This window comes from Micromonospora ureilytica, from assembly GCF_015751765.1.
In the GTDB taxonomy this organism is placed as follows: Bacteria; Actinomycetota; Actinomycetes; order Mycobacteriales; family Micromonosporaceae; genus Micromonospora; species Micromonospora ureilytica.
In genome coordinates this window covers 6,402,245-6,415,047 of the sequence record NZ_JADOTX010000001.1, presented here as the reverse complement: position 1 = coordinate 6,415,047, position 12,803 = coordinate 6,402,245, and the positions used below count along the sequence as shown (strand labels likewise).

The window sequence follows — 12,803 nt, the reverse complement described above, 5'->3', positions numbered from 1 at the left end:
CGGCCCCGCCTACTGCGGGGCCGGCCTTCCGGCGTCTGACGGATCGGTCAGCGGTCGAGGACCAGACCGACCTTCTGGAACTCCTTCAGGTCGCGGTAACCGCACTTGGCCATCGCCCGACGCAGCCCGCCGAACAGGTTGAGCTGACCGTCGGCCTCGTCCGCCGGCCCGAAGAGCAACTGCTCCATCGACCCGAGCGGCTCGCCGGAAACCTCGAAGGCGCCCCGCGGCAGCGACGGGTGGCTCGCCGCCGAGTGCCACCAGGCACCACCGGCGGGGGCCTCGTCGCAGAGCGACAGCGGCTCACCGAGCATCACCGCGTCCGCGCCGCAGCCGAGCGCCTTGGCGATGTCGCCCGAGGTCTGGATGTCACCGTCGGCGATCAGGTGCACGTACCGGCCGCCGGTCTCGTCCAGGTAGTCACGGCGGGCCGCCGCGGCGTCGGCGATCGCGGTGGCCATCGGCACCCGGATGCCCAGCACCGACTCGGTGGTCGACCACTCGTCGCCACCGATGCCCACGATCACACCGGCCGCGCCGGTACGCATCAGGTGCAGCGCCGTCTTGTAGTCCGTGCAGCCACCGACGATCACCGGCAGGTCGAGGTCGGCGATGAACTCCTTGAGGTTCAGCGGCTCGTCGGTGGTCGACACGTGCTCGGCCGACACGATGGTGCCCTGGATCACCAGGATGTCCACCCCGGCGTCCAGGATCACCGGCGCCAGCGCCAGGGTGTGCTGCGGGGAGACCCGCACCGCCACCGTGCCGCCACCGGCGCGCAGTTCGCGGACCCGCTCCGCGATCAGGTCCGGGCGGATCGGCTCGGCGTACACCTCCTGGAGCCGCTTGGTGGCGCGGGCCTCCTCGTCGAGGCCGGCCAGCTCCTCCAGCACCTTCGTCGGGTTCTCGTAGCGGGTCCAGAGCCCCTCGACGTTGAGCACGCCGAGGCCACCGAGCTGACCGAGGCGCACGGCCGAGGACGGGCTCATGGTGGCGTCGGAGGGGTGACCGACGCACGGAATGCCGAACGGGTACGCGTCGAGCTGCCAGGACGTCGAGACGTCGTCGACGTCCCGAGTGCGGCGGCTCGGCACGATGGCGATGTCGTCCAGGTGGTAGCCGCGCTGCGCGGTCTTGCCCAGCCCGATCTCGACCACGTCACGCATGGGGGACTCCAGGTGGTTGGGGGTGATGGGTCAGCGGGTGTGGTAGTTGGGCGCCTCGACGGTCATCTGGATGTCGTGCGGGTGGCTCTCCTTCAGGCCAGCCGCGGTGATCCGGATGAGCTGGCCCCGGCGGTGCAGATCGGGGATGTTCTCCGCACCGGCGTACCCCATGGCCAGTCGCAGACCGCCGACCAGCTGGTGGGCCACCCGGGAGAGCGGCCCCCGGTAGGGCACCTGGCCCTCCACGCCCTCGGGGACCAGCTTGTCGTCGCTGAGCACGTCCTGCTGGAAGTAGCGGTCCTTGCTGTACGACTTGGCCTGACCCCGGGACTGCATCGCGCCAAGCGAGCCCATCCCGCGGTACGTCTTGAACTGCTTGCCGTTGACGAAGATCAGCTCGCCGGGGCTCTCCTCGCAGCCGGCCAACAGGCTGCCGAGCATCACCGTGTCGGCGCCGGCCACCAGGGCCTTGGCGATGTCGCCGGAATATTGAATGCCGCCGTCGCCAATCACCGGCACGCCGGCCGGGCGGGCGGCCCGGGCCGCCTCCATGATCGCGGTCACCTGCGGAACACCGACCCCGGCGACGATCCGCGTGGTGCAGATCGCGCCCGGCCCCACGCCCACCTTGACGCCGTCGGCGCCGGCGTCGACAAGCGCCTTCGCGCCGGCGTACGTGGCCACGTTGCCGCCCATGATGTCGACCGTCACGTCGGCCTTGAGCCGGCGGACCATGTCCAGCACGGCCCGCTGGTGACCGTGCGCGGTGTCCACGATCAACACGTCGACGCCCGCGTCGACAAGGGCACGGGCCCGCTTGTAGGCGTCCTCACCCACACCGATCGCGGCGGCGACCCGCAGGCGACCGGCGTCGTCCTTGCTGGCGTCCGGGTACTGCTCGCTCTTGGTGAAGTCCTTGACCGTGATCAGGCCACGCAGCCGGCCCGAGTCGTCGACGATCGGCAGCTTCTCGACCTTGTGCTGACGCAACAGCGCCAGGGCGTCGTCCTTGCTCACCCCGACCCGGGCGGTGACCAGCGGGGTGTGGGTCATGATCTCGCGGACCGGAGTGTTCGGCTCGGAGACGAAACGCATGTCCCGGTTGGTGACGATGCCGACCAACTGGCCGTCGCCGTCCACCACCGGAACCCCGGAGATGCGGTAACGCCCGCACAGCTCGTCGACCTCGCGCAGCGTGTCGTCCGGGCTGGCCGTCACCGGGTTGGTGATCATGCCGGACTCGGAACGCTTGACCAGGTCGACCTGGAGCGCCTGGTCCTCCAGGGAGAGGTTGCGGTGCAACACGCCGATGCCACCCTGGCGGGCCATGGCTATCGCCATCCGGGCCTCGGTCACCGTGTCCATCGCGCTGGACAGCAGCGGAATGGACAACTCGATGTTGCGGGTGAGCTTCGTCCGGGTGTTGACCCGGCTGGGCACCACGTCCGACTCGCCCGGCTGAAGCAGCACGTCGTCGAAAGTGAGGCCGAGCGGAACCACCCGGGCGGAGCCGGCCGGCAGCTCGGGCAGGTGGCCGCCCAGATCGGCGTGCTCGACGCCAGCCGGAAGATCGGTGCTGGGCGAATTTTCCACGATTGCTCCCCTGAGCTGCTCGAATGGGCTTCAGCGAGGTGGCGCGGGCGGGCACCGGAGCGCGCCACGGTGCCGGCACATCGCCTCATCGTACCCAGTGAGCTGGGCGACCCGTCCGTGGCAGGCCGGGCGGGCGCCGAGGCCGGGGGGCGGACGTTCCCGCCGCGTTGGGTCTACGGTGAGGGGGTGCACGACGAGCCCATCGACCCGTTCAATGGCGACCCGGCCGATCCGACCGCGGGTCTGGATGACCCGGGCGATGACGCGACGCCGGATCCGCTGACCGACGTCGAACGGCAGGACGTGCTGGAAGACCTCGCCGACCTGGAGATCTACCAGGCTCTGCTGGCCCCGATCGGGGTCCGCGGGCTGGTGATCGAATGCGAGGACTGCCGCGAGCCGCACTACTTCGACTGGGACCTGCTCCGCGGCAACCTGCGGCACCTGCTCAACTCCGGTCGCCCCCGCGTGCACGAGCCCGCCTACGACCCCGACCCGGACCACTACGTGACCTGGGACTACGCCCGGGGGTACGCCGACGGGGTGCACGACACCCTGTCCGAGGGCACCGAGGACGAGCCGGGCGCTCCGACCGCCACCAATTGACGCCGCCGCGCGGCGTACCCGGGCTGCCTCGCGGCGTGCTCGGGTTGCCGCGCGGCTTGCCCTCCGGCCGCGCGGCGCGTACGTCAGGCGACCAGGCCGGCGCGGAAGCCCGCCGCCACCGCGTGCGCCCGGTCCCGGGCGCCAAGCTTGCGGAACAACCGGCGGGCGTGCGTCTTGACGGTGTCCTCCGAGACGAACAGCTCCCGGCCGATCTCCGCGTTGCTCTTGCCCTCGGCCATTCCGAGCAGCACCTGAAGCTCGCGCTCGGTGAGGCCGATCGACGCCCGACTGGGTCGGGCGTTCGGGGCGGGACGGCCCGGGTCGGTCTGCGCTGCCGGCTCGCCGGTCCCCGCCTCCGCCTCGTCGTCGCCCCGCTGGACCGGGACTGACGCCACACCGGCCGGCCCGTCGGCGGCCGTGGCCGCCCAGCCGGGCTCACCGGAGCCACGCGGCGACGGACCGGAGCGACCGGAACCACCCACCGCCGCAGCGTCGCGGGCCGGATCGGTGATCCGCTGCCGGGAGGCTCGACCAGGTGCGGTGAGCAGCAGTAAAGCCTTCGCCACCGCGCTGGTCAGGTCATGGTCGACATTTTGGATGAGCCCCCGGGCGCCGGCGCTGATGGTGGCCGCCGCAGCCTCTGACTCCTCGGTGCCGAGCAGCAGCACCGCCGCCTGCGGCGCGCGCGCCAACACCCGGCGGACGAAGCCGGCGCTGTCCGGCCGGGTGAGGGCCGTGTCGGCCAGGACGACGTCGGCCGGTCGCTCGGCGAGCCGCAGCATCACCTCGGGATCAGAGACGGCGGTACGAACGATCGCGGACAACCCCAGTCGCGCGGCAGCAGAAGTAAGGTGCTGGGCCGCGAGTGGTGTCCGAACGCACACAAGAACGGTACGCACTGTGGTCTCCTCTCCGCCAACGAGCAGACCATGACGCGGTCGGCTGGGGAGGGGGTTCCCGGCAATCCTTCGAACTTTTCCGACAGATAGGGCAAAAGCCGCAATTTCCCGGACGTTTTCGATCACACACGTGTGAGTTGACGACAGCCCGGGTACCGGGAGATCCAGGCCGGGAACGGTGCGCCTGCGCGGCCCGCCGCCCGGACGCCGGCCATAAAGATTCTCGCGGAGCCGCGCGGGAGGAGGGGTGCTGATGTCGAACGTACGTAGACTGCCCGGACCCATCGTCGACCTCTGGGACTGGCAGCGACTCGGTGCCTGCCGAGGGCGCGACAGCGCCCAGTTCTTCCACCCCGACGGTGAGCGTGGTTCCTCCCGGCTGCGTCGCGAGTCCGCCGCCAAGGCCGTCTGCCGCACCTGCCCGGTTCGCGCCGAGTGCGCCGCCCACGCGCTGTCGGTACGCGAGCCGTACGGCGTATGGGGCGGCTTCAGCGAGTCCGAGCGCCTCCGACTGCTCGCCGTCGGCTGGGAGGACCTGGCAGACCGCCGCCACGCCCGGGTCGACGTCGCACGACTGGAGGCCCGCCTGGGCCGCCCGCACAAGTCGACCGTCCCGGCCCAACGCAACGTCGCCTGACCCGACACGTCCCCGACATCCACGAAACCGCGCCCCCGTTCCGGGTGGCGCGGTTTCGCGCCTCTACGCGCTTCGCGCCTCTACGCGCTTCGCGGCTCTACGCGGTTCGCGGCTCTACGCGGTTCACGGCTCTACGCGCTTCGCGCCTCTACGCGGTTCACGGCTCTACGCGGTTCACGCCTCCGCGCGGTTCACGCCTCCGCGCGGTTTTACGGCTTCGCGCGGTTCGCGGGGTTCGCGGGGTTTGCGGGGTTCGTGGCTTCGCGCGGCTCTGCGCGGTTCACAGGGCTCTGCGCGGTTCACACGGTTTGCGCGGTCAGGGCCCACCCGCCACCGCGTACGCGCGGTCTTAATCAACACGAGTTCCTTGACGTCGGGGCATCCCGCCCACCCGGACACCGCGACTTCAATGAAGTCGAGTGGATCAAGCCCGACTGCACGGCTGAGAGGCAAGCGGAGACGACGCCCCTGGGAGATTTGTCCGGTCTGCGGGTTTCGGGCTTGATGCAGGGCTTAGGATTCTGCGCGGTATGCGGTCTTTGACCGGTGACCGGTCGCACCCGTGGGCCGGAATCATGGCCGGGCCGGGGTCGTTACATACCCTGACGATCGCAGCACCACCGACCCGCCGCCCGGCCCCGGGCCGGTAGCGCAGGTGGAATGCCAGCCTCCACCCGGTCGTTACAGTCCCCACGAACGACCACGGCACCGCCGCGATGCGGGTGCCAACGGATGGGCCAGCCCCGGAATGACCCCCGGCCCCCGGTCGTTACACATGGACCCGGCGCCACGAGCCCCCGCCCGTAGGCCGCCGACCCCGACGCCCGCCCCGTAGGCGTCACCCCCAAAGACTTCTTTGTGCAGCGCCGGACGAGGTGCTCACACCCTGCCGCCGCCCCCTGGCGGTCGGGGTGTCCTACCCCCGAAGGAGCTACCCCCATGAACACGATCTTCCGCAAGAGCATGCTGTCCGTTGCTGGTCTCGCGTTCGCCGGTGGTGTCTTCGCCGGCCCGATCGCCGCCCACGCCAACCCGGCCGTGGATGCCAAGCCGGTCGCCGTGGCCGTACAGGGCGCGAAGCCGCAGGGCGACCAGTCCCGGATCACCCTGAACGACGAGCAGACCGCCAACGTCAAGGCGATCATCGCCGCGACGAAGAAGGCCGGTCTGCCGGAGCGGGCCGCGGTCATCTCCATCGCCACCAGCATGCAGGAGTCGAAGTTGGAGAACCTGGGTCACCTCGGCGACATGAACGACCACGACTCGCTGGGCCTGTTCCAGCAGCGCCCGAGCTCGGGTTGGGGCACCCCGGAACAGATCACCGACCCCGCCTACTCGACGACCGCGTTCCTCAAGGGCCTCAAGCAGGTCGACGGCTGGCAGGACATGCCCCTGACCCAGGCCGCGCAGACCGTCCAGGTCTCCGCCTACCCGGACGCCTACGCCCAGTGGGAGCAGCAGGCCACCGACCTCGTCACCCAGCACTGGAACAGCTGACCACCAAACGACACCACCGCAACGCAACACGACACCGACCGCTGGCCGGCACCCGCAACAGGGTGCCGGCCAGCGGCCTTTCCTGCTGAACACGTAGCGCTCGTCGGTCGCCGCGCATGCCACACCGCACTGGCAGAGGCGGCCGACGTCAACCACCCGGCATTCGCCCGTCAATCTTGGACACTTTCCGTTAGCGCGGAACGGAAAGTGTCCAAGATCTGCATGCACGGTCCGTATCGCCGGTCAGTCGGCTGGCCCGCAGGGCAGTCGCGGGAGCGCGCAGGGCAGGTACCCGACGCAGCCCGCCGACCCGCAGGGCACGCCCGCCGAGCCGCTGGGCACGTCACGGACACCGCCCGCCGACCCGCACAGCACGTCACGGACGCAGCCCTCGGATACCGGCCGCTGTCGACAGGGGTGGTAACGGTGGGCCGTGAATCAGCGGACGTTGACAGTGATCGTGTGCCAGCCGGTGGCGCCGTCCGGGACGACGTCCTGCGTACGTTCGGTTTGGGTTTCGCCTGTCGCGTCCGTCGCTCGGACCTGGAGCCGGTGTTCGCCCGGCGTGGCGTCCCAACGCCAGGACCACTGCACCCAGGTGTCCACCGACACGGTTGGAGCCAGCTCGGCCTGCTGCCACTGGCCGCTGTCGACGCGTACCTCGACTCGGCGGATGCCTCGGTGCTGCGCCCACGCCACCCCGGCGACGGTCACCGGTCCGGCGGTCAGCCGGTTGCGCCCCCGGGGCGTGTCGATCCGCGACTGGGTCTTGATCGGCCCTTGGGGGGACCAGCCGCGCGGCACCCAGTACGCGTCGAAGTCAGCGAACCGGGTCAGCTCCAGTTCGGTCACCCACTTGCACGCTGACACGTAGCCGTAGAGGCCCGGCACCACCACCCGGACCGGGAAGCCGTGCTCGACCGGCAGCGGCTCACCGTTCATCCCCACGGCCAGCAGCGCGTCCCGTCCGTCGCGCAGTGCGGCGGTGGGGGTGCCGCAGGTCCAGCCGTCGACGGACCGACCAACGACCTGGTCGGCGTCGTCGTCGGGCTCGACCTCGTCCAACAGTTCCCGCAGGGGTACGCCGAGCCAGCGGGCGTTGCCGATCAGGTCCCCACCCACCTCGTTGGAGACGCAGGCGAGCGTGACGTACCGCTCGACCAGTGGTCGGGCCAGCAGGTCCGCGTAGCTGTAGGTGCGCTCCTTGCCGACCCGCCCGTGGATCCGCAGCCGCCACGTGTCCGGGTCGACCTGGGGCACCACCAGGGCGGTGTCGATCCGGTAGAAACCGAAGTTCGGGGTGACGTACGGCGCGAGCTGGGCCAGTGAGAGGTCCGCGCCTGCCGGTACGGCCGGTGCGGGGGCGACAGGCGCGGGCAGGCGGATCGCGTCCCGGGCCGCGGACACGCCCCGCCGGCCTGCCAGCCAGCGCCCGCCGAGACCGGCCACCACGGCACTGCCGAGCAGCACCCCGCTTCCGGTGAGGAACCGCCGCCGCGACTCCGGGTCCACTTCGACGGGCCCGACCGGCTCGGTCGCGTCCGTCGGCCCAGCGGGAGTCACCGGCACCGGGCCGGCAGGCGACACCGGACCAGCCGACGGCACCGGGCCGGCAGGCGACACCGGGCCGGCCGGCGGCGTGGGTGGTGACCAGGACCAGGGGTTCAGCTCGAACGGGCCGGCGATGAACAGCCAGAGCACCAGGGCGCCGAGACCGGCGCCGACCAGCGACGGCAGCGCGTCGGCGAGGTCCGCGCCGGAGCGGGTCAACGCGGCGGCCACGCCGATGGCGCCGAACGCGGCGATGCCGGCCAGGCCGATTGTCAGTCGGCGAACCGCCAGTACGCCGAGGAGTGCGGCGAAGCCGCCCAGCAACAGGGCCGTGCCGACCAGCAGCGCGATCTTGTCGGCGGTGCCGAAGAGGTCGATGGCGAGTTGCTTCAGCGACTCGGGGACGGCGTCGACGATGACCCCGCCGACCGCGACCAGGGGCGCCGACCGGGGGCCGGTCAACACCGCGACCGGTTCGGCGATCCCGATCGCGACGGCGGCGGCGGTGATTCCGGCCAACGCGGCGTACCGCCGTGACGTGGTGCTCATCGGCCCAGTGTGCGCGATCATCTCGCCCGGTCGCCAACAACGTCAGCGTTCGGTAATGACCTACCGGCCCGCAAGAACGAGCCGGGGCACACCCAGGCCCGCGAGACGAGCCGGGGCACACCGCCGTACGACGGTGTGCCCCGGAACGGGTGTCGCTACCGGATCAGAAGCCCGGGCCGTGCTGGTGGCCGTGACCGTGGCCGTGCCCACCGGCGCCGGCCGGCTCGGCCTGCTCCGGCTTCTCCACCACGAGGCTCTCCGTGGTGAGCAGCAGACCGGCGATCGAGGCGGCGTTGGTGACCGCGTTGCGGGTCACCTTCACCGGGTCGATGATGCCGGCCTTGACCAGGTCGACGTACTCGCCCTTGGCGGCGTCGAGGCCGTTGCCCCACTCGAGGTCGGCGACCTTCTGCGTCACGACGTAGCCGTCGTGACCGGCGTTCTGGGCGATCCAGCGCAGCGGCTCGACGAGCGCCTTGCGCACGACCGAGACGCCGACCTTCTCGTCACCGGTGAAGCCCAGGTCGTCGTCGAGCACCGAGCGGATCTGCACCAGGGCGGCGCCGCCGCCGGGCACAGTGCCCTCCTCGACCGCAGCCTTGGTCGCCGCGATGGCGTCCTCGATGCGGTGCTTGCGCTCCTTCATCTCGACCTCGGTCGCAGCGCCAGCCTTGATGACGGCGATGCCACCGGAGAGCTTCGCCAGCCGCTCGGCCAGCTTCTCCCGGTCCCAGTCGGAGTCGGAGGCCTCGATCTCCTTGCGGATCTGGGACACCCGGTCGGTGACGTCGGCCTTCTGGCCACCGCCGTCGACGATCGTGGTGTTCTCCTTGTCGACCACGACGCGCCGGGCGGTGCCGAGCACCTCCAGGCCAACCTGGTCGAGCTTGTAGCCCAGCTCCGGGGCGACCAGCTCGGCGCCCGTGGAGATCGCAATGTCCTGGAGCATCGCCTTGCGCCGGTCACCGAAGCCCGGGGCCTTGACCGCGCAGACCTTGAGGGTCTTCCGCAGCGAGTTGACCACCAGGGTGGAGAGCGCCTGGCCGTCCACGTCCTCGGCGATGATCAGCAGGGGCTTGCTGTTCTGCAGGACCTTCTCCAGCAGCGGCAGCAGCTCCTCGATCGCCGAGATCTTCTGGGTGGTGACCAGGATGTACGCGTCCTCAAGGACGGACTCCTGACCCTCCAGGTCGGTGACGAAGTTCGGCGAGATGAAGCCCTTGTCGAACTGGAGACCCTCGGTCACGTCCAGTTCGGTGGTGAGCATCGAGCCTTCCTCGACGGTGATGACACCGTCGCGGCCGACGCGCTCCATCGCCTCGGCGATCAGATCGCCGATCGTGGAGTCCTGCGCGGAGATCGTCGCCACGTTCGCGATCGACTCCTTGCTGGTGACCTCGGCGGCGCGGCCGAGCAACGCCTCGGAGACCTTGGTGGCCGCCGCGTCGATGCCCCGCTTGAGGCCGGCCGGGTTGGTCCCGGCGGTCACGTTGCGCAGACCCTCGCGAACCATCGCCTGGGCCAGCACGGTCGCGGTGGTGGTCCCGTCGCCGGCGACGTCGTTGGTCTTGGTCGCCACCTCCTTGACCAGCTGTGCGCCAAGGTTCTCGTACGGGTTGGTGAGCTCGATCTCCTTGGCGATGGTCACACCATCGTTGGTGATCGTCGGCGCACCGAATTTCTTGTCCAGGACGACGTTGCGCCCGCGCGGGCCGAGGGTGACCTTGACCGTGTCCGCGAGGGCGTTGACACCGTGCTCCAGCAGGTGCCGGGCGTCGTCCGAGAAGCTCAGGATCTTCGCCATTAATGTCCCTTCGAAGCGCCATTGCCCCGGCCCGGCGAGCCGGACCGGGGCAATGGAACTGATCGGTTGCTTACTTCTCGATGACCGCGAGGACGTCGCGGGCGGAGAGCACCAGGTACTCCTCGCCGGCGTACTTGACCTCGGTGCCGCCGTACTTCGAGTAGAGGACGGTGTCGCCGACCTGCACGTCAACCGGAACCCGGTTGCCGTTGTCGTCGACGCGCCCCGGGCCCACAGCGAGGACGGTGCCCTCCTGCGGCTTCTCCTTGGCGGTGTCGGGGATCACGATGCCCGACGCCGTGGTGGTCTCAGCCTCGTTCGCCTGGACCACGATGCGGTCCTCGAGCGGCTTGATCGCAACCTTGGTCGCGGTAGTCACGGGCATACCCTCCTGGGGTACTGGTTTCGTTGCTGGTCAGCGGGGCTGACCAGCGTCAATCTGCCTCATGCCACCGGGCGGTGCCGTCGTCGCGGGTGCCGGTCCGCCTGGCGTGCGCACCCGGGTCACGAGACCCGGAAGCTGGCACCCTCATGGTGAGAGTGCTAATCGCAGGTTATTCCGTGGCTAGCACTCCGTCAAGGAGAGTGCCAGCGAGTCGCGCCCCGCCAGCCCGGATTTCCGGGTCCACCCGGACAATGGCCGGGTGGATCTCGATCAGCTGGCGGCGCTGCGTACCCCCGAGGGGTCGGCCGCGCTCACGGCGGCGGCCGGGCTGGCCGGCGGTGACCCACTGGCCGCGGCGTCCGCGCTGCGCGCGGCCGGGGTGCCGCCGACGTTGGCCGCGGCGGCCCTCACCCAGGCCGAGCTGCGCCACCGGGCGGTCGGCAAGTTCGGCGCGGCCGCCGCTGGGATGTTCCTCACCCGTCCCGGCCTGGAGCAGGCCACCCGCCGGGTGGTCGCCGACCGTCGGGCCGCCCGGCTGCACGCGGCCGGCGTGCGCACCCTGGCCGACCTCGGGTGCGGGCTCGGGGCCGACGCGCTGGCCGCAGCCCGTGCCGGCATCCGGGTGTACGGGGTGGAGGCCGACCCGGTGACCGCCGCGATGGCCGCCGCCAACGCCACGGCGGCCGGGCTGGCCGAGCTGTTCACTGTCGAGTGCGGCGACGCGACCGGGTTCGACGTGTCAGCTGTCGACGGGGTCTTCTGCGATCCGGCCCGCCGCGCGACAGGCACCGGGCGGCGGATCTTCGACCCGCGCGCGTACTCGCCGCCGTGGGACTTCGTCACCGGGCTGGCCGAGCGGGTGCCACGCACCGTGGTGAAGGTGGCGCCGGGCCTGGACCACGCGCTCATCCCGGCCGGCGCGGAGGCCGAGTGGGTCGGCGTGGACGGTGACCTGGTCGAGGCCGCGCTCTGGTGCGGCGCACTGGCGGAGGTGCCCCGCCGCGCCACCCTCTACCGCCAGCGGGGCGTCGAGAACCAGCGTCACCAGCTCACCGGCTCGGGCGCCGACGAGGCGCCGGTCGGGCCGCCGCGCCGCTACCTGTACGACCCGGATCCGGCGGTGGTCCGCGCGCACCTCGTCGCCGAACTGGCCACCGACCTGGACGCCACCCTGGGCGATCCGAGCATCGCCTACCTCTACGCCGACCAGCCGGTCCGCACCCCGTACGCGCGCTGCCTGGAGATCACCGACGTGTTGCCGTTCTCGCTCAAGCGCCTGCGGGCTCTGTTGCGCGACCGTCGGGTGGGCCGGGTGGAGATCCTCAAGCGGGGTTCGGCGCTCACCCCGGAGCAGCTCCGACGGGATCTACGGCTGGCCGGGGACGAGGCGGCGAGTCTGGTGCTCACCCGGGTCGCCGGCGCACCGACGGTGCTGATCGGCCGGCCGGTCGACTAGCGTCGCCGGTGTGGCGGGACAGGGCACTCCGGCAACGGCACTGTTGGTCAGGCGCGGGGTCGCGCATCGCACCCATCCGTACCGGGTGGCGTCGGACGCCCCGAACTACGGCGCGTTGGTGGCGGTGGCGCTCGGCGTGGCACCGGAGCGGGTGTTCAAGTCGCTGGTGACCGAGGTCGACGGCGCGCTCACCGTGGCTGTCGTTCCGGTCACCGGCGAGCTGGATCTCAAGGCGCTCGCGGCGGCGGTCGGCGGCAAGCGTGCGGCGCTGGCGGACCGGGCGGTCGCCGAGCGGGCAACCGGCTACGTACGCGGTGGGATCAGCCCGCTCGGGCAGCGTCGGCGGTTGCCCACAGTGCTGGACGAATCCGCGCTGGGCCTCCCGACGATCTACGTCTCGGCTGGTCGGCGCGGTCTGCAACTCGAACTGGCCGCGGCGGATCTGGTGGCGCTGACCGACGCGCGTACCGCGCCGTTGCAGACCCACTGACGGCGTTCGTTACGTCGGATGCCCGGTGGGATACCCACTGAGTAACAGTCGCGTTGCTGAATTGTTATCGCCCCCAACAAACTAGTGACCTGCGCGGTCTTGTGGAGCTGGTGTGACGCGAAATACGTTGCCGGACACAACAAAACAACACCTCCCCCACCTCCGAAAGG

Annotated in this window: 11 protein-coding genes; 5 read left to right on the top strand and 6 right to left on the bottom strand. The window is 71.0% G+C overall.

What is annotated here, in order from left to right; genetic code table 11:
* Positions 1-47: 47 nt before the first annotated feature.
* Together IW248_RS29520 and guaB are read right to left on the bottom strand one after the other, a co-directional pair.
* Positions 48-1,166, bottom strand: a complete 1,119-nt coding sequence (locus IW248_RS29520) for a GuaB3 family IMP dehydrogenase-related protein (RefSeq protein ID WP_196929527.1) — start codon at positions 1,164-1,166, stop codon at positions 48-50.
* Positions 1,167-1,196: 30 nt separating this feature from the next.
* Complete coding sequence (gene guaB, locus IW248_RS29515; RefSeq protein WP_091406429.1) at positions 1,197-2,759, bottom strand: IMP dehydrogenase; 1,563 nt, start codon at positions 2,757-2,759, stop codon at positions 1,197-1,199.
* A gap of 186 nt (positions 2,760-2,945) precedes the next feature.
* Between guaB and IW248_RS29510 the strand changes: the two genes are divergently transcribed.
* Positions 2,946-3,365: a DUF5319 domain-containing protein gene (locus tag IW248_RS29510; protein ID WP_196929526.1), complete on the top strand. Its 420-nt coding sequence runs from the start codon at positions 2,946-2,948 to the stop codon at positions 3,363-3,365.
* Between the two features lie 83 nt (positions 3,366-3,448).
* Here IW248_RS29510 and IW248_RS29505 read toward each other — a convergent pair whose 3' ends face one another.
* Positions 3,449-4,264, bottom strand: coding sequence for a helix-turn-helix transcriptional regulator (locus IW248_RS29505; RefSeq protein WP_124822178.1), 816 nt, complete (start codon positions 4,262-4,264; stop codon positions 3,449-3,451).
* 253 nt (positions 4,265-4,517) lie between these two features.
* Here IW248_RS29505 and IW248_RS29500 point away from each other — a divergent pair, with 253 nt between their 5' ends.
* Both IW248_RS29500 and IW248_RS29495 read left to right on the top strand, forming a co-directional pair.
* Complete coding sequence (locus tag IW248_RS29500) at positions 4,518-4,901, top strand: WhiB family transcriptional regulator (RefSeq protein ID WP_124822179.1); 384 nt, start codon at positions 4,518-4,520, stop codon at positions 4,899-4,901.
* Between the two features lie 939 nt (positions 4,902-5,840).
* A complete protein-coding gene (locus IW248_RS29495) occupies positions 5,841-6,398 on the top strand; it encodes a hypothetical protein (RefSeq protein WP_196929525.1) in 558 nt (185 codons plus the stop codon).
* 438 nt (positions 6,399-6,836) lie between these two features.
* Here the strand turns inward: IW248_RS29495 and IW248_RS29490 are convergent, their stop codons facing one another.
* From IW248_RS29490 to groES, 3 genes are all read right to left on the bottom strand, one after another.
* Positions 6,837-8,498, bottom strand: coding sequence for a molybdopterin-dependent oxidoreductase (locus tag IW248_RS29490; protein ID WP_196929524.1), 1,662 nt, complete (start codon positions 8,496-8,498; stop codon positions 6,837-6,839).
* Between the two features lie 163 nt (positions 8,499-8,661).
* Positions 8,662-10,302, bottom strand: a complete 1,641-nt coding sequence (groL, locus tag IW248_RS29485) for a chaperonin GroEL (RefSeq protein ID WP_124821690.1) — start codon at positions 10,300-10,302, stop codon at positions 8,662-8,664.
* Between the two features lie 70 nt (positions 10,303-10,372).
* Positions 10,373-10,681 (bottom strand): co-chaperone GroES, encoded by a 309-nt coding sequence (gene groES / locus IW248_RS29480; protein ID WP_007465101.1) that lies wholly within the window; start codon positions 10,679-10,681, stop codon positions 10,373-10,375.
* Positions 10,682-10,946: 265 nt separating this feature from the next.
* Here groES and IW248_RS29475 point away from each other — a divergent pair, with 265 nt between their 5' ends.
* Positions 10,947-12,143: a THUMP-like domain-containing protein gene (locus tag IW248_RS29475; RefSeq protein ID WP_196929523.1), complete on the top strand. Its 1,197-nt coding sequence runs from the start codon at positions 10,947-10,949 to the stop codon at positions 12,141-12,143.
* 10 nt (positions 12,144-12,153) lie between these two features.
* The gene (gene ybaK / locus IW248_RS29470; RefSeq protein WP_124821692.1) at positions 12,154-12,633 is read left to right on the top strand and encodes a Cys-tRNA(Pro) deacylase; all 480 of its coding nucleotides are present in this window, start codon (positions 12,154-12,156) and stop codon (positions 12,631-12,633) included.
* Positions 12,634-12,803: the final 170 nt, after the last annotated feature.

Excerpts from the sequence above, each read along its gene's own strand:
- IW248_RS29500 (WP_124822179.1), top strand. The coding sequence starts at position 4,518 with ATGTCGAACGTACGTAGACTGCCCGGACCCATCGTCGACCTCTGGGAC.
- IW248_RS29520 (WP_196929527.1), bottom strand. The coding sequence starts at position 1,166 with ATGCGTGACGTGGTCGAGATCGGGCTGGGCAAGACCGCGCAGCGCGGC.
- IW248_RS29495 (WP_196929525.1), top strand. The coding sequence starts at position 5,841 with ATGAACACGATCTTCCGCAAGAGCATGCTGTCCGTTGCTGGTCTCGCG.
- IW248_RS29490 (WP_196929524.1), bottom strand. The coding sequence starts at position 8,498 with ATGAGCACCACGTCACGGCGGTACGCCGCGTTGGCCGGAATCACCGCC.
- groL (WP_124821690.1), bottom strand. The coding sequence starts at position 10,302 with ATGGCGAAGATCCTGAGCTTCTCGGACGACGCCCGGCACCTGCTGGAG.